Here is a 16,828-nt window from a genome sequence, read left to right on the forward strand (position 1 = left end):
TCATTTAACCCATGTAATGCTGTTATAATAATTATTGAGTTCTTTTGTACGCACGATGGTTACTATTGAGACTACTCTAAGGGGAAAAGAGAAGTCCTTTATGGCTTTTTCAACTAAAATAGAAGAATGTTATGGGGTCGGTACGACGAAGCTTTTAGGTTATTTTGAGATGATCAGTGATCCTTACATTTGGGACAGCACAAGTAGATGGTCGTGGTATTTAAGGGATGGCATTCATGTTTTATTTACTTCAAAACCTGAACTCAGGGAGCAGTATATCGACGCATGCAGAGTATTCGAGGCTCTTACTGCAGACAGATTGTTGTAGTAAGAGCCGGCTTAAAATTCAGCAGCGTATCTTATCTGCATAGGTGAATTATATTGCCGTTCTAATGAAGCGGGGGAATTTCGAATTTATACTGCAAGGAAGAAAAGAACAGAAGTGATGTAGAAAGGACACATCACTTCTGTTCTTTTCAGGGGACGAGTTAATTACAGCTCAGCACGTAGGGTTTCCATTCTTTTGAATTGGATGATCTATCTTTTGGCGTACCCCAAAAATTAGGGCAGGATGAGCACGAACACAACCAGCAATTCGCTTGCGATTGTGAAAATCCACTTTAAATTGTTCTGCATTTGAGTAATCAGAAGCTTCATTCAGCAGCGTTGCTTTGTGGTTTCTTAAAGCTAAGTCTGATGTGGAACCCAGGCTACTTAGAATAATGTACGTCCCGTCTTTATCTGCCATCTCTCTGATAACCTGCTTAAGCTGATTGAGAGGATGCATTTCAGTCCTCAATCCACTAGCTAAATACTGCTAAGTGTGGTAATAGGTTTTCACTCTTAATTCCTAAACCTTCACTGATGAATTTATCTAGCATTTTATCTCCCTTGTAAAGCTGGCTAGTATAACTCTACGCAATATTGTCACCTTGTTTTATGCCTGATTCGATTCAGAATAGGACATCCTAAAGTTGACGCTTTTCAATACGTGGTAAAAGAGGTGTAATAACATGAGCCTGAATTTTTTGGATCACCGTGAAACGATTGCTAAAAACTTGGTAACCTTTATTCGGATGAAAGGTTATTCCAAATTAACTTTTTCGAAACTATCTGGCATCTCTCGAATTACCATTGATCGGATCATGAAAGGTGGAAGTTTTGAATCTGAGCAATACAATAGACAAATTGAAAAAATCAATAAAGCATTTGATTTGCCAAATAACTATTTCATAAACCCCCTCATTTCTACAGCCTCAACAACGTATACTCGCTCAAATGATTCCGTGGGTTCAGAGAGAGATCCACAAGTTGAAGAATTATTGGATGGATTGGATAATATTCTTGACATTTATTCACTGTACTTAAAGTGAAAAATGATCTAAATAGTACAAATTACAAGTGTAATTCAGATGAAATCTGGAACGCCATGTAATTATCTTATTGAAATCCTTTTACCGAATGAGAGTTGGGGGAGGAGAGATACGGAAGTCTGCACTGGGAAAACCCTTCGTTTATAAACACCTTACAATCCACATTTGTATTCACATTTCATTTACTGTCACGCAGCTAGTCAATTAAATATTATAAGTTTTTGTAATCGGAGACGGTCAGAGAATATGGCATATTGGGCTCAGCTATTTTTTGTGATATGAAATAATTATTCAAACACTATTAATGTCTAGTTATAATTATTTTCATCTGAAGTCGGGATCCTTTATGAGTTGCTCATAAACTACGATCTGTCTTATTCAATCGTTTTTTTCTCATATCTGAAAATATTGAATCGTACAGTGGAATATTTATGGTTTTGTTACGTACGATACCATCCCCAATATAGATTTTTGTAGAGTTTATAGTTTCATGATTTATGAGTTGTCTAATAATATCGATATCTGTGCCGTTCTCATACATGATGGTAGCGAATGAACGTCTGGTATCATGGATTCTTGCTGGAAGGATATTTTTTTTTTCAAGATAGTAATTTAATAATTTTCTGACACTACTCTGTGATATTGGTTTACTGTTACTTCCGTTAGTGAAAATATAATCTTCATTTTCTATATGGTTTTTTTGACAGTAAATTTCAATGGCTTTTGTTAATCCAATTCTTGTGACCACATATTTGCTTCTTTTGTTCTTCGTTTTGGCTAGAAAAAAAACGTGGTTTTCTGTACGAATATCTTTCTTTTTTAAATTAAGTACCTCGTCAATTCTGCATCCAGTCGAAAGTAAAGTGACGAAGAGAAGACAGTCTCTCTCAACATCTTTACTGTACTCGACAATACTCATCATCAATTTTAGTATTTCTTGTCTATTTAAAATACGCTTGTTTTTTGGTTCTGGCTTATGATCTTCTAATCGAAACTCAATTTCATAAATAGGGTTTTGAAAATCATAATTTGCACCTAGGTATTTAAAAAGACTGCTAATGGCTGACTTGAAGGCTGCTAACCACCTATATCCTTTGGCTAGATGTAACTCAAAATATTCATCTAAAATCGGAGCATCGATTTGATAAAAAATAGAATTCGCTTCAGCATCGTTCATTGAGATGTAGTATATCTTGCTTAGTGTGACTTGCTCTACAGGTTCATTAATTAATTTAGAGAGATACTCAGTAAAAGTAATGAGGTGTTTTCGATATCTTTGTTTGGTGATATTTACATAGTTTGCGCTGCTTAAAAACCTTTCTATCTCTTCGATTAACGGTCTCATCTAGTCTTCAACTCCTAATAAAGTAAAAAGAACTTCCTCAAGGGGAATAGGGTATTTTTGAACTTCTTTTAATAAATCCTCAGAAAGCATAGTAGTATAAATCATCGTTGTCTCAATATGTTCATGCCCCATTAATTCCGCGATGTACTCAATCTTCATGCCGGCTTTTAGGCAATTGACTGCAAACGTATGTCTAAAACAGTGGGTTGAATATTCATTGGCATAGCCTATATCCTTAAATAGTTTGAAAATCATTTTCTGAACAGAAGATTTGGTCATTCCATTCTCTTTTTTTCTATATGAAGTCGTAAATAGGTATTGGTTTGATGTGAGATTGCTTATTTGACGCAGATCAAGATAGGCAAGTAAAACTTTTTTTAGTAAAGGATACAGTGTCACAAGTCTTGTTTTTCTATACTTGCCTGTGAGTTTGATGAAATCTTTTTCAAAATTAACATCGTTGATTTTTATATTTACAAGTTCCTCTACTCGTGCACCAGTTGCAAGAAGTATACAGAGTATGGCGTGATTACGATAAGGGTTTTTGGTAAAGGTGGATGCTCGTAGAATCCTCTTAACCAACTCATCTGGTATACACCTTGGATCACGAGGTATGCGGTCCCATCGAAACTTATTTTTTATATGGTATTCTCCATCTTTTAAAAACAAATATCCATTATCCATTGCAAAATATAGCATTTTACGAATGAATTTTAAGTAGGTATTTTTAGTACCTGCTGTTACGGCATCTTTATTTTTAAAAGACTTGCATGTAATTAGATATTCGTTAAATATAACTATATCAAGCTTACTAATATCATATGTTTTATAGTTGCTCTCAATGAATTGAAGGAATGGTCTAAGAAAGTGGATGTAACTCTCAGCAGTTTTCGCTTCAATGATCCCCAGCTTTACATTTTTTCTTAGATATTCAATAAATTCTTGGATCACTTCGGATATGGTCTTTAGCGCATTCAATGAAAGCAGTTGATGCGATACAAATTCTTTATTCTCTTGAACAGCCTTTAATAGCTCAAATTCTATGTTTAAAGCATCACATAACTCTCTCAGACCATTAATTTTTTTTTGAATGGCCATCTTCAAACTCCCTCTCATATAACCCTGTGGGGTCATATTCAATAGTATTATTTTTCAAGCGTTCCGTACTTCTATATCTGTAGTAGTCTGTTGAACTCCATATTTTGTGACCTGCGGCTTCTGCTACTTTTCTTATGTCATTTAGACTGTCCAAAGCATTTGTTATATAAGTATGCCTGAGAGACTTGGGAGAATTAATCATCTTATTAAAAGTTTTTTTATTTACTCCCTGGAAGACTTTATAGATGTTTCTTTGATACATACCGTCACCATCTTTTTTGAGAAAAAGAATGTTGCTCTTGGGATTAAAAGTGTGACGTATTTCACAGTAATGTTTAAGATAATATACAACTTCACGGTCTAATTTTAATTTTCTCTTTCCTGATTTTTTAGATCTTAACAAAATTGCTCCTTCAGATAACCAAATATCAGAGGTACTAAGATTGCAAATTTCAATGGGACGACATCCTGTATTCAATAAAATCAGGAATATGGCTAAATTTCGATATAGGAATTTTGGGTTTCTGTTTGTTGCATTTATTTCTTTAAAGAAAGAATCAATCATTAATCTTATATCTGTTACTTCTACGTACTCGTTCGCCCGATTACTATCTCTTTGTAAGAAACTGGGAGGAACATACTTAATATTCGATATTCCTTTTTTTCTCAAATAATCGAAAAACATTCTCAATGAGCGTGTTATTGAATAAACATATTTTTTTGATATTTTTTTAAATGAAGCTCTTTCTAATTGATATTTTTCAAATTCTTTGATATGGTGCAATCTCACATTTGAGAAGTCTGATTGCTCGTCCAACTTTAAATTTGGAAAATGTTCTTTAAGATATTTATAAAAAGTTTTCAGATGTTTCTTGTTATTGATAGTTTGGCTGAACTTTTTAAAGTTATCTAGATAAGATATAAAATCTAAAATCTTTAGATTTTCAAGCTTTTTGTTTGGATTATGATTCATTTTTTTGGATCTAACAGATGGAAGAGTGAGTAAATGATCAAATTGATATATACCATAAAAATGAAAGACACTTTTAACTACAATTAATAGGTTAGACTGATAAGATACTGAATATTGTGATATTTTTTCTTTATAGTCCTTAAGATACCGTTCGTTCAAATTGGCCAACTGTTCATCAAAAGATACGGAGTCAAGGAAGTCGTTGAATTTTTTTAGATGAGAAAGCTTATTGGGGTTGATTATTCCTTTATTCTTCTGTTGAATTGTCTCCAAATATGAACGAATTTCGCTATTGAAATGATTGAGTTTTTGATTAGTTTCATGCTCAGAGGGGCTATTTAAATCAATATTTGATAAATTATTTAGCATTAATTTATCCTCCTTAGAAATAGTAGACGGATCACTAGATGTTAGGTATAATTTTCCTATATAAAAACAGTCTAAAATTGCTCTCCTGGCAAGCGCCTCAAGGAGAATTTAATTCTTAATTGCCGAATGGCTTGATTCTCAGCTTATTTGCGTTGTGGAAATTCACCTTACAGGTTGGGTTCGAACTCATTAATAACATTAGGTAAATCTTTTTCGCTTCTAATATTAGAAGTTGAAAAAGATTTTTTTGTTTATACCTTGAGTTATTGACCGATATTGGTAAAAATAAACATTAGTTTCCACCTTCTTTTTGGAAGGTGGAAACATGATCTCTTCTGTAACGAAGAAATCGTGTTTTCCGCCTTTTTTTATTGGTGGATTGTCAAATAGTATATATGTCACAGGTTTATCATGATCAGGACGAAAATCAAAAGGAGGTGCAGACTTATCAGGAGGAAACATGATATTGCTTTTTTAGATGTCTGGTTATGTGTTCAGTTTTTCTGTCTTACTCCTTGTCCTTTAGTTTCTCTGCATCACTTGATTGATCATGATACCCCTAAAAACAAGTTTTGGCCCTAATTCACCTTATAAAGTGAACTAGGGCCCGTGGCATGAGAGTGGTATATGCTTTTCTCGGTGATATAGTATGAGGCGAAAACGTAATAAGAATAAGTTAAAGGATATTATTGTGAGACTAGAAAGAATTCGGGATTTTTATTCTGAATCATCCAAACAAACTATTAAAGATTTTCTGGAGTACAAAAGAGACCCAAAAGATAGATTTACATATGATTGGCCTGAACTGTTCTTTTTAAGAATGGATCTTAATGAATTGGCTGTCTTTTTACTGAAAATAGAGGACATAAATGCAAGGCGATTAGTTATAATGCGGGAAGAATTAACTGGCTTTAGTAAGAACTCATTGTTTAATGATTTTCGAATAAACAACAATCAACTGACCAATTTTACAGATTTTGAGAATCGGAAACACAAAGATATAACTGAGTCGACCCCTTTAGACGAGTCATTTGGTGGGAGAAGAATCATCCCAGTTCCAAACTATCCGGGTGAATTTCTTGCTTTTATTGCCTTGATATCGAGGTTGCCACTTCAATGGCTTTTGTTATCCTTCCCAGAGAAAATTTGGAGTATTGAGCATTTTGGATTTTTCAATGATGCATCTCTATTTTATGGTAAGTCTGAATGGGAAGAATACTTAAGAGCACTATGCCACAACTCTCACGATGTAAGAGCAGTAATCCTGATAGATAAACAAACTAATCTAAAATTATATCTCCGAGTAGAAGTCCTTATGGGGACAGTTATCATAGAACTTTGTAATATAACTGCGAGTTCGAAAGAATACGAACTATTTATGAAGTTGTTTCACGGAGAAAGTTATATTTATGGCTATATGCCAACTGTAATACCTAGTCAAATAAATCATACGGTCATAATCAGACATCCTCATTCTATGCGACCTATTTGTTATCCAATCGAGTTTATCGTAAAGCCACCCTCACTGTATTGAGTGAGAAATATGATACTGATTAAGTAATGGGAAACCTCCAGATATTACGATATCGGAGGTTTTTATTTTGCCAAAAAAACAGCCTGTTGATGAATCAGTAAGAAAGAAAGCTCTTGAGATAATTGAACAATGGATCAGGGAGGAAGAAAAGAAAAATTCAAATAATGATGTTATTGAGGATACTAAGCAAGATGGATAAGGATAAGGATAAGGATGGGGAAAATCAGACTAATAAACTAATTGTATTGAGATCGGATATTTTAAAGGCAAAAGTAAACAAAGACAGAGCTATCGACTACATAATTAAAAAAAAATTTTTTAAAACCGACTGACCACAGTCGGTTTATTTTCTATTCAACTGGACATCATACATAGCAAGAACATATGTTCCTGTTTTGATGACTACCAATTGTCGTTCATTAAAGGTAAAGGCTTGATCACATCGCAAGGAATCAAATTCGGTGACAAGAGATATACATGTCCAATAGCAATCAAGGAGCAATGGTTCGAAAATAAGCTCGAAAATATGAACCTATCCAGTTCGATTTTTGTTTCGATTCGATGGATTTTTCAGAAGCCGCTTTATTAATGGGAGTCGGCTGAGTCATTGTCAGCCAACAGAACAACGTACCAGCTCGCACAATTGGAAAATATTCTCAAACTTTTTAGCAGCTGCGTCAAGTAAAAAACAAAAGAGAAAAGGAAGAAAGAAGGGGATGGATGCGTGTATACCGCAATATACGGACGAGTTTCAACGGGTATGCAGGTAGCTGAGGGACACAGTCTTGAACACCAAGTCGAACTCTGCACGAACAAAGCAAATGAGTTAGGCATTCATCCTGATTCTATTAAAGTTTTCCGTGAGGAAGGTTTTAGCGGAGAAGATGTAGATCGTCCGGCTATGAATGAACTACGGGAAGAAATTAGTGCTCGTTTGATCAACCGGGTTATCATTACCCATCCGGATCGTCTCTCACGTGATCTGACTGATAAGTTGTTCTTGTGCCGGGAGTTTGAGTCACGTGATGTTCATCTGATCTTTGTTGATACGGAGTATCAAAGTACTCCTGAAGGACAACTTTTCTTTAATTTGATGAGTGTTATTGCTCAATATGAGCTTTCTCTAATTAAGAAGAGGACTGTTCGAGGAAGGCTGAAGGCCGTAGAAAAGGACAAAAAGATCATGCCTATGCGCGTTGCCCCCTTCGGATATGATTGGGTTGAGGGGCAACTTATTGTGAATCAGATGGAGGCAGAGCATGTAAGACAGGTATATCACTGGTATCTGAATGAAAATATGACAATCCGACAAATTGGGAACAGGCTTTTCAAAATGGGTGTCCGCCCAAAACGTTCCGTCAGTGGAAACTGGGGAGGAAGTTCAATAAGTCGGATGCTTAGTTCGGAAATATATATCGGCAAGTATTATTACAATCGTAGAAAAGTGAAGAAACTCAAGGGACAAAAGAGTAAATTTGGAAATCCCAAAAAAACATACACAATACGAGAAAAAAACGACTGGATTATGGTTGAAATTGAACCGATTATAACCGATGAGTTATATGAACAAGCGCGCCAACGGCGTATTAAGAATTTTACTCGTTCGGGGAATGTACATTTTAATTACTTGTTGAGATCACTTATTCGGTGTGGTCATTGTGGTCGTAAATGGGGAGGGACTACATACACTGGGCGAAAGGATAAGAAGACAGGTAAAAGAGTTAAATACACTTGCTACCGATGCCTTAATCTTTTTCCTAGAGTATATGGGATATCCCAACCTTGCCCTTCACGCAGTATTCGAGCAGAGGTGCTAGAAGAGTTTATTTGGGATATGGTCATGGAGGCATTGTCTAATCCAGAAGACTATATGCAGAGATTAGCGGGGCAAGTAGAAGAAGTCATTGATGAATTACTTTTTACTGCTGGTATGATCCAAAGCCAGATCGTTGAAAAGAGAAAAGAAATGGATAAGTTGAAAATCATGTTCCGACGGGATGTAATTACGGAAGATGAGCTAGCAACTGATTCCTATAAGTTAATTCGTGAGATTAATGAACTGCAATCACAATTGGAGTTATATGAAGGGCAGAGCAAAACGCACAGAGAACAACACTACTCGCATGAGGCGAATCTTAAGATAGTCGAGCAGATAAACGATTTTATTAGCAGTAAAGGAGCAGAACTGGCATTTGAGGATAAACGCTTTATCATTGAAACACTCATTGATGAAATTGTTCTCAAAGCAGAAGATGGAGGATTTAACATTAGTGTAGTCGGGAGCCTAAGCGAGCTTACAGGAGGTCAAGATGGAGGAAGTAAGAGCGATATTCCACTGACGTTGAATAAGAAACTTTCCTTACCAACTCGGCGTAAGGGTAGCATTAATGGTTGATGCTACTCGTTTGCCAAACGTAAGTTTAACCTTTCATTATGATACTTAGCATAGTTAAGTGATTTTTAATGAGAAGACTATTTTTTTATGATGCTGCTTTCTTATGTACATGCACTTCTGGGCATCTACCCACATACAATAAGATGACCATGAACCCGTAAGGCAAACAGATCGGTTTCATTGTACAAGTGCGGGAGGTGTCGCCAAGTTGCCTGGATTCTTAAGTACGATCGCGTTGCTAATTAAAGAACTGACGTTGCTGGTATCTTACGTAAGGAACAACGCATTTCCACAGCCGCTCTCGGAGCAGGAGGAAAGCAAATACTTAGGCATGATGGCTGAAGGGGATGCTAAAGCCCGGAATTTGCTTATCGAGCACAATTTGAGATTAGTAGCTCATATAGTGAAAAAATTCGATAATACTGGGGAAGACATGGAGGATCTGATCTCCATCGGAACTATTGGCTTGATTAAAGCTATTGAGAGTTACCGTCCAAACAAAGGCACAAAGCTGGCCACATTTGCAGCACGTTGTATTGAAAATGAAATCCTGATGCATCTTAGATCATTGAAAAAGACCCGCAAGGATGTTTCATTACATGATCCGATAGGGACTGATAAAGAGGGGAACGAAATTACACTCATCGATATCCTTGGCTCCGAGGCTGATGATGTCATTAAAGAGGTCGATCTTAAGATTGAGAAAAGCAAGATTTATCGTAACCTTGATATTCTGGATGACCGGGAAAAAGAAGTCGTAGTGGGCCGCTTTGGATTAGACACGGGTGGTGAGGAACGAACGCAGCGGGAGATTGCCAAGGAGCTTGGTATCAGTCGCAGCTATGTGTCGCGGATTGAGAAGCGAGCGCTCATGAAGCTGTATCATGAGTTCTATAAGGCGAAGCGCTAGGATCTTAGATAATAACTGAAGATTCACAATAGATTTTGTTAAAAGCGACTTGCCAACAAGGGGGTTGCTTTTTTGTTAATTCAAATAGTTGGGCTAATTGAACATAAAAAAAGCAAATTCAGAAAATTAACTTTTAACTGCTGAGGGGTGCTATTATGTCATATAAAGAAATATATGATCTACATATTCAATTGTTACATGTATATGAAAATAATGAAAAGTACCAAGGTCCATATCAGAAGCAACATAATTTTTTTAAGAGACAGTTTTTTATAGCTGAAGATATAGTTCAACGAATTTTTGTTTTAAACCAGTTAATAAAAATTCATGAAAAAAGTAGAGAACTAATGATAAAGTGGTGTTCAGAAGAATACTTTAAGTGAAGATATACATTAAGCCTAAATTAAAGACCAATGAGTAGATTAAGGAAAAGAAATGGAGTTAATTAGCATGGACAATTCGAAAAGCAGACATATGATGGATAGACCCTATATTAAAGAAGTCATTCGTGAACTTAGTCTTCTTGGTTATGAGGAAGTTCAAGCTAAACAGATACTAATCAAATACTATAGACCGCTAAAGAGGACGTTGGGATTCCGACTCAATTCTTACGATTTTGCTAAGGAATTGATTTAATTAATAAAGCAGTTAACCGAAAATATGATCCGTCTGACCCTAATCAAATCTTCATAGGAGATTTAAAAAGTCGGAAAAGTCATATTATTAAAGGTAAATAAAAATACCAAGAGCAATGGGCAACTTCCTTTTGAAGAAGCTCTTGATTAATTCTATGTATCGTTGAAAGTTATAACAACGCTCGCTATTAAAGGTGCGCATATAAGTAAGGATACGTTCTCACCGTTCAATTTGTATTGAACGGAATTAACCCTTCAAGGTCTTGTCTTTAGTGGGGCTACCCAGTGCGGAGGAAACTATTAGTGATTAAGAGATTGAATTGAAGAGTTAGAAGGATCAGTAGATGGACTTGTTAAAGATATAGATAATTCGGAAAATTTTTCTTATTTGATTAACTTACTTTCTTTAGTTAATATCAATTTCAATAAGGATGTTAGTTTAATTGGTAGAATAATCAACCGGAAATTTGATTTTTCTGATTCCTAATCGAATCTATAATAGAACATCTGAAAAGAAAACTATTAAAGATTTATAGTGATATGTCAGATAAAGGTGAAGGAAATACATCTTCAAGTCGTTGAAGATCTATCACAAAAATATAGAGTAGTTTTGGAATAACGAACAGACTTCAATTGAAGGCTTGGATTAAGAATATCAGGAACTTGGAGAGTTTGGACTTGGGGATCAGCGAGGACTAAGAGGAAATATGTCGACAAAATAGGTAAATCGAGCGGTTGAAGTAGAAGAAAGAAATGCTAAAAAGTGCTCGTAGGTCTGGATGCAGGACATGAAAAAGAGTGGTATGAAAAGATTGAAAAATTCGAAATGAATGTCTAATTACTCATCATTGCAAGGTTTTGTGGTCGCAAGAAATGGGTATCACGCTCCTCTAAAACACAAAGAATTCGATCGAGATCTTGATGATAAGACACTGATAAAGAAGGTCTACGAGCAATACAATAGGGTCAGTAAATATCTTATCTAGGTCCTTAATTTTCAAAAGTGTTGAATTGAAAGTTATAACTAAATATTAACTGACTTAGTTCAACTCCTTATAGTTAGTATGTTACAATCTGGAAAGGTATCGTTTCCAGTCTGTCATAATACACTAAATCTATTGCAGAGATATAAGTTACTTTTACATACATAGTATATTTCTCAGTGATAGAGCTTTTATACCAATCTACTAAGGGAATTGAAAACACTGATATCTCTTGACTACGATTCTATAGAAAACAAGGTGTTCCTGATATGACTTTGAAGAAAAGGATTTTTTTCATTTATTTAATAAGTTCGTTGATTCCGTTTGTTTTTATCAGCTTGATCTCATATTATACGATCAATTCGATTCTAACCAATAAACTTGAAACAGGTATCCAAAGTAATCTTAAGCAAGTGACCTTATCCTTGGATAACTCGCTCAGTAGCCTTAATCACATCTCGCAACAGTTTGCTTACGAAGGCACCATCCTGAAAGAATTGGATGAGCTAATGCGAACGGAGGAACCGTTTCGTCGGATGAAATTGCAGCATCAATTCAAAAGTAAATTGAATTTGATCACCTTCACTAATCCGGAGATCGGCCTTGCTATGTACTATTTTGATAAAGATCAAACCTATCATTTCACCAATTTCCCAGTAAAGTATAGTTTTTCTCCTAACAAACTGCCTCTTTTTGCCCAATCTTATGGCATTACTTACTACGGGCCGCACGAAAGTTTTAACCGGCTTGATAATGAATACGTATTGTCTGTACTTAGAAAAGTGAATTTTCCCGGACGGGATGATGTGTATGTCTATATTGAATCAGGATTTCAATTATTGAAAAACATGCTTGATAATGAGGAGGCACAAAACAACTCTTCACGCTTGATTCTTCTGGATGCGGAGGGGAGGATCATATACAGTGAAGTTCCACGTCTGTTCAAGAGTGGAACATATTTCCCTGAATCTGACAAAGGAAAAAATTCCGGCCACAGCAACGATTATTACTGGTTCCAACAAAAGAGTAAGCAAGGTTGGAGCGCAATTTCAGTTTTTGCGGAAGCGGATTTCAACCGGGAAAAGAACAGGTGGTTCCTTCAAATTTCTCTATTCTCTTTAGTGTTCCTTAGCGTGGCATTAATCATGGCCTGGGTCTTGTGGAAAATGGTCTACAGGCCGCTTAATTTGTTCCATAACGAAATCAAGATGATGACGCACGCCGAGCATCAAGTGACTCTTAAGTCAACGAAGATCCCGGAATTCGACAGTTTACTGCGACAATTTCAAAATATGAAGAAAAACATTTGGGAATTGTTCGGCGAAGTTAAGGAAAAAGAAAAGCAACGCGTTGATCTGGAAGTGGAAAAGCTGCTTTACCAAATCAACCCCCATTTCTTGATGAATACCTTAGATACCGCACACTGGCTGGCGGTTATGAACGGTCAGCATGAAATTGACCGCCTGATCCAGGCTTTGAATAAATTATTATATTATAATCTGGGGAAATTAGGCCGTCCTTCTACCATCGAGGAAGAGATTAATGCTATTAAGCAGTATTTGACGCTGCAGCAAATTCGATATGATTTTCAATTCGATGTCCGTATCCAGGTTGACGAAGTCTTGCTAAAAAAAGAGGTACCCCGGTTTATCCTTCAACCGCTCGTTGAGAATTCCCTGTACCATGGGCTTGACGATGAAGGATACATCCTGGTTATTGTCAGGCTGAACCAAGGTATAGAGATTGCCGTACATGACAATGGAGTGGGAATGTCCGATGAACATATTCAAAAACTGTTGACCAACAAGACATCAGAGCAACAGAAGTCAGGGATGGGAATCGGAATGAATTACGTTAAACGGACGATTGAATCCCGTTATGGTCAGCTGGCCAAGCTGGAGATTAAAAGCGAACCAGGCAAAGGAACTAGTATTTTCCTAACGCTACCGCTAGAAGAGGAGAGAGTATAAACATGATTAAGGTACTTGTTGTGGATGATGACAAATTGGTCCGTAAAGGACTAATTTCAATGATGCCATGGCAGGAATTTGATATGAAGGTTGTTGGTGAGGCGAGCAATGGGGAAAAGGCCCTCCAGTTTTTAGAGTCTCATTCTGTTGATTTAGTATTGACTGACTTAGGCATGCCAGTCATGTCGGGCATTGAGTTAATGCGGGTTTTACGCAAACGTTATTTAGAACTTCACGTTGTCGTTCTTACGGTGCATCAGGATTTTGAATATGTGCAAGAGGCGCTTCGGCTTGGGGCTATAGATTATATTTCCAAGGTCGATCTAGATTTAGAGAAGGAGCAGCTTGAAGACATGCTCGGAAGAATTGCCGACAGAATACAAGGGCAAGCACGTCAAGGAATAGTCCACCAAGATGGGGCATTGGAGCAAGGATATTCCGTCGTGGTTCTTGATCACAAGGATTTAAAAGACTGGGCCGAGGAATTGAAATATATCCCTGATATCAAGGTGGTTGAAGTGGATCGAAACAACTGGTTAGTGCTTGCTTTAAATGGAAATGAGCGCGATCTATTTGATGAACTATCAAAACGTATCCGTTTGTTGCAGAACGTTGTGCTAATTCAATTGTCGGATCTGCAACAATTCACATTGACTCAAGTTCAGCGATGGGTTAGAAGCTTTACGGAAAGAGAGTTATTCTATGAATATAATCCCGACAACACGATTCTGTCGTTGTGCATTAATAAGAATTATGACGATCTGTATGAACAGAATCGGGGAGTAGGAGATCAACTGGAAGAGCCGAAGGAACTGTTGTTGTCTGGGGAGTGGCTTTACGATGATGTATTGTTCCAGCGGCTTTTAATACAATTAAAGATGCTTCGTATACCGCAAACGCGACTGATCGGTTTATTATATTCTTTTGTTAACGAATGGAACAGAGCTTTTGCCGGAACGGTGTTTGGAAAGATCAAGCTTGATGAGACACTTCATTCCTGGTTTCAGATTGAGCGATGGCTGGAGGATACCCGCACAATGATTCGGTACACAGCGCTTCAAACTAATTACTCCCCGGAGATTGTCAACTGTGTGCTGAAAGCGGAGAAAAAGGTGCGGATGAGATTGGATCAACCGTTGACCTCTGCCGAGGTGGCGAAAGAAATGAATATGAGCCGGAGTTATTTTAGTCAGTGCTTTAAAGATATCATTGGACGTACTTTCAAGGATTACGTTCGTGAATTACGGATGGAAAAGGCGAAGCAGTATCTGGTGCATACGAACAATACGATTCAATGGATTGCCGAGCATACTGGATATACGGATGAAAAATATTTCAGCCGCACCTTTCGCGATTTAACCGGACTACTTCCGAGTGAATATCGGGTTCGTAAACGTATTCCCCAATAAATCGTTGTGTTTAAGGAGGACCGCATGCTGAAAAGAAGTTTAATGATTCTGTTACTCATATCGCTAATATTATCTGTATCCGCTTGCAGTCAGAACAAAACCGATATCATCAAGGAAAGGGGGGAGGATCCAGCGTTCGAGAAATACGAAGTACCGACTACGCTGAATATCGTAATGGGAGTTGATCCCAACTACAAGTCATATACAGGGGAAACCCCCGCTAATAATCCGTGGATTAAGACAATTAAAGCCAAGTTGAATGTGAATATCCATATCGACTGGTTTGCTACACATGAGAATATGGATCAAAGAATTGACTTGGCGATTTCCAGTAATGTGCTTCCTGATGCAATGGTGGTTTCTCCCTATCAATTTAATCAAATGGTTGAGGCGGATGAACTGGAGGATCTGACAAAAGCTTATGAGGAGTACGCCTCACCGGTCATGAAATGCATTATTGAAGGCACTAACGCGGGACTAAAGGAAGACGTTATGATAAACGGAAAAATGCTTGCTTTACCTTCAGCTAATCCTGAAGATTTTAGCATGATGTGGATACGGAAAGATTGGCTGGACAGATTGGGATTGGCACCTCCATCCACAATGAAAGAATTGGAGAGTGTAGCGAAGGCGTTTGTTGAACAAGATCCTGATGGCAATGGGCAAAAGGACACAATCGGCATTGCCGCTGGAACTTCCCTTTATGACAAATACAATGCAGGGCCAGGAAGTTTTAACCTGAATCCAATATTCTCTGCCTATGATTCATACCCGGGTTTTTGGCTGAAAGGTAAGAACGGAATGCCAGTTTACGGATCGATTCAGCCGGAAACCCGAACTGCGCTGGCCGCACTTCGTGAGCTGTATGCCAAGGGGCTGATTGATCGTGAAATGGGAATCCGTGAGACGGAGGCGGAAGTCGTGATCGAGGGTAAGGCAGGCATATTCTTCGCTCCTTCCTTCGGGGGAGATTGGCCAATCCCGGAAGCGCTGAAGAATAATCCGCGGGCGAACTGGCAGGCTTACGCCTTGCCACTTGATACCGCAGGCAAATTTAATGTGAAGATATTCCGGCCGACGCAATCTTATATTGTTGTGCGCAAGGGCTATGAACATCCTGAGGCTATTATCAAAATTGCGAACTTGACATTGAGAGACAGGGAGAAATATGGGGATGTTTTTCAACCTTTACAGAATATGCTCGTACCACGGGATGAAATTGCCTTTTCGGTAAGAGCTATTCAAGACGTGATGGCCGGAAGGCAGGAGGCGGGCAATTTTCAGGGGAAGGAAGAGTATCCGATGCTGGCAAGTGATCTGGAAACTATTTATAATGTCAAACGGCCTCCTTACGATAACACCGATATTCAATATTGGAATCTACGGGACGGTAATTTCAGACGTGCCTATTCCTTGCTGGTCGGAGGAAAGAACCTGTATGATCCGAATTTGAATAAGGTTTACAGCATCTACAATGAAGGCAGGAATTCTTTCGCCAAACAATGGAAGTATCTTGCGGATGAGGAGATGGATGTGTTTACACAAATCATTATGGGGGTGGTTCCGCTGGAAACGTTCGATCAGTGGGTCCAAAATTGGAAGCTCCAGGGAGGCGAGCAGATTACCGATGGGATTGCAAAGGCAATATCCCCTTAAGAGGATCTGAAGGTAGACATACGTCGCTCATCAGGAGGGGGAATGTCGTCTGGCACTAATCATTTATCCACCTTATCTCGGGACGGATTCCTATCTTAGGAATCCGTCCTTTCCTTGTATCCTTAATATATAGGAATCGAATTGAATTGAAAGCGATTGCAAAACTGTTTTGCGGCTG

14 protein-coding genes are annotated in these 16,828 nt (G+C 37.6%); 10 read left to right on the plus strand and 4 right to left on the minus strand.

The features are described 5' to 3' along the window. Window positions 1-100: 100 nt before the first annotated feature. The gene (locus NST74_RS06985; protein WP_341111135.1) at window positions 101-328 is read left to right on the plus strand and encodes a hypothetical protein; all 228 of its coding nucleotides are present in this window, start codon (window positions 101-103) and stop codon (window positions 326-328) included. Between the two features lie 171 nt (window positions 329-499). Here NST74_RS06985 and NST74_RS06990 read toward each other — a convergent pair whose 3' ends face one another. Continuing rightward, the gene (locus NST74_RS06990; RefSeq protein ID WP_341111136.1) at window positions 500-748 is read right to left on the minus strand and encodes a hypothetical protein; all 249 of its coding nucleotides are present in this window, start codon (window positions 746-748) and stop codon (window positions 500-502) included. Window positions 749-1,013: 265 nt separating this feature from the next. Between NST74_RS06990 and NST74_RS06995 the strand changes: the two genes are divergently transcribed. Then, window positions 1,014-1,373: a hypothetical protein gene (locus NST74_RS06995; protein WP_341111138.1), complete on the plus strand. Its 360-nt coding sequence runs from the start codon at window positions 1,014-1,016 to the stop codon at window positions 1,371-1,373. 355 nt (window positions 1,374-1,728) lie between these two features. On the opposite strand, the gene NST74_RS07000 is transcribed toward NST74_RS06995, so the two are convergent. The 3 genes from NST74_RS07000 to NST74_RS07010 are packed head-to-tail and all read right to left on the minus strand — an operon-like array spanning window position 1,729 to window position 5,158. Beyond that, on the minus strand, window positions 1,729-2,718 hold the full coding sequence (locus NST74_RS07000; protein WP_341111139.1) for a tyrosine-type recombinase/integrase: 990 nt from the start codon (window positions 2,716-2,718) through the stop codon (window positions 1,729-1,731). Beyond that, a complete protein-coding gene (locus NST74_RS07005; RefSeq protein WP_341111140.1) occupies window positions 2,719-3,816 on the minus strand; it encodes a tyrosine-type recombinase/integrase in 1,098 nt (365 codons plus the stop codon). Next, window positions 3,794-5,158: a tyrosine-type recombinase/integrase gene (locus tag NST74_RS07010; RefSeq protein ID WP_341111141.1), complete on the minus strand. Its 1,365-nt coding sequence runs from the start codon at window positions 5,156-5,158 to the stop codon at window positions 3,794-3,796. Before NST74_RS07010 ends, NST74_RS07005 begins: the two co-directional genes overlap by 23 nt. Window positions 5,159-5,807: 649 nt before the next feature. On the opposite strand from NST74_RS07010, the gene NST74_RS07015 reads away from it, so the two are divergent. The 8 genes from NST74_RS07015 to NST74_RS07050 all read left to right on the plus strand — a co-directional run bounded on the left by NST74_RS07015 (window position 5,808) and on the right by NST74_RS07050 (window position 16,650). Further along, window positions 5,808-6,692, plus strand: a complete 885-nt coding sequence (locus NST74_RS07015; protein WP_341111142.1) for a hypothetical protein — start codon at window positions 5,808-5,810, stop codon at window positions 6,690-6,692. 67 nt (window positions 6,693-6,759) lie between these two features. Next, window positions 6,760-6,891 (plus strand): hypothetical protein, encoded by a 132-nt coding sequence (locus NST74_RS07020; RefSeq protein ID WP_341111143.1) that lies wholly within the window; start codon window positions 6,760-6,762, stop codon window positions 6,889-6,891. A 525-nt stretch (window positions 6,892-7,416) separates the two neighbouring features. Then, window positions 7,417-9,087 carry a recombinase family protein gene (locus NST74_RS07025; protein WP_341111144.1) on the plus strand — a complete coding sequence of 557 codons (1,671 nt, stop codon included), beginning with the start codon at window positions 7,417-7,419 and terminating at the stop codon, window positions 9,085-9,087. Between the two features lie 208 nt (window positions 9,088-9,295). Beyond that, entirely contained in the window at window positions 9,296-9,997 is a 702-nt protein-coding gene (sigK, locus tag NST74_RS07030) for an RNA polymerase sporulation sigma factor SigK (RefSeq protein WP_042125228.1), read from the plus strand. A 450-nt stretch (window positions 9,998-10,447) separates the two neighbouring features. After that, complete coding sequence (locus NST74_RS07035; protein ID WP_076099596.1) at window positions 10,448-10,633, plus strand: hypothetical protein; 186 nt, start codon at window positions 10,448-10,450, stop codon at window positions 10,631-10,633. A 1,251-nt stretch (window positions 10,634-11,884) separates the two neighbouring features. Further along, window positions 11,885-13,585, plus strand: a complete 1,701-nt coding sequence (locus NST74_RS07040) for a sensor histidine kinase (protein ID WP_341111146.1) — start codon at window positions 11,885-11,887, stop codon at window positions 13,583-13,585. 2 nt (window positions 13,586-13,587) lie between these two features. Further along, on the plus strand, window positions 13,588-14,994 hold the full coding sequence (locus NST74_RS07045) for a response regulator transcription factor (protein WP_341111148.1): 1,407 nt from the start codon (window positions 13,588-13,590) through the stop codon (window positions 14,992-14,994). Window positions 14,995-15,018: 24 nt separating this feature from the next. After that, the gene (locus tag NST74_RS07050; protein ID WP_341111149.1) at window positions 15,019-16,650 is read left to right on the plus strand and encodes an extracellular solute-binding protein; all 1,632 of its coding nucleotides are present in this window, start codon (window positions 15,019-15,021) and stop codon (window positions 16,648-16,650) included. The last annotated feature ends 178 nt before the right edge of the window (window positions 16,651-16,828 follow it).

The sequence above is a fragment of the Paenibacillus sp. FSL F4-0125 genome (genome assembly GCF_038008565.1).
GTDB lineage: Bacteria > Bacillota > Bacilli > Paenibacillales > Paenibacillaceae > Paenibacillus_AQ.

What these genes read in the sequence shown, in the direction of transcription:
- NST74_RS07045 (WP_341111148.1), top strand. Translation starts at nt 13,588, where the DNA reads ATGATTAAGGTACTTGTTGTGGATGATGACAAATTGGTCCGTAAAGGA.
- NST74_RS07035 (WP_076099596.1), top strand. Translation starts at nt 10,448, where the DNA reads ATGGACAATTCGAAAAGCAGACATATGATGGATAGACCCTATATTAAA.
- NST74_RS07005 (WP_341111140.1), bottom strand. Translation starts at nt 3,816, where the DNA reads ATGGCCATTCAAAAAAAAATTAATGGTCTGAGAGAGTTATGTGATGCT.
- NST74_RS06995 (WP_341111138.1), top strand. Translation starts at nt 1,014, where the DNA reads ATGAGCCTGAATTTTTTGGATCACCGTGAAACGATTGCTAAAAACTTG.
- NST74_RS07050 (WP_341111149.1), top strand. Translation starts at nt 15,019, where the DNA reads ATGCTGAAAAGAAGTTTAATGATTCTGTTACTCATATCGCTAATATTA.
- NST74_RS07010 (WP_341111141.1), bottom strand. Translation starts at nt 5,158, where the DNA reads ATGCTAAATAATTTATCAAATATTGATTTAAATAGCCCCTCTGAGCAT.
- NST74_RS06990 (WP_341111136.1), bottom strand. Translation starts at nt 748, where the DNA reads ATGGCAGATAAAGACGGGACGTACATTATTCTAAGTAGCCTGGGTTCC.
- NST74_RS07040 (WP_341111146.1), top strand. Translation starts at nt 11,885, where the DNA reads ATGACTTTGAAGAAAAGGATTTTTTTCATTTATTTAATAAGTTCGTTG.
- NST74_RS06985 (WP_341111135.1), top strand. Translation starts at nt 101, where the DNA reads ATGGCTTTTTCAACTAAAATAGAAGAATGTTATGGGGTCGGTACGACG.
- NST74_RS07000 (WP_341111139.1), bottom strand. Translation starts at nt 2,718, where the DNA reads ATGAGACCGTTAATCGAAGAGATAGAAAGGTTTTTAAGCAGCGCAAAC.
- NST74_RS07015 (WP_341111142.1), top strand. Translation starts at nt 5,808, where the DNA reads ATGAGGCGAAAACGTAATAAGAATAAGTTAAAGGATATTATTGTGAGA.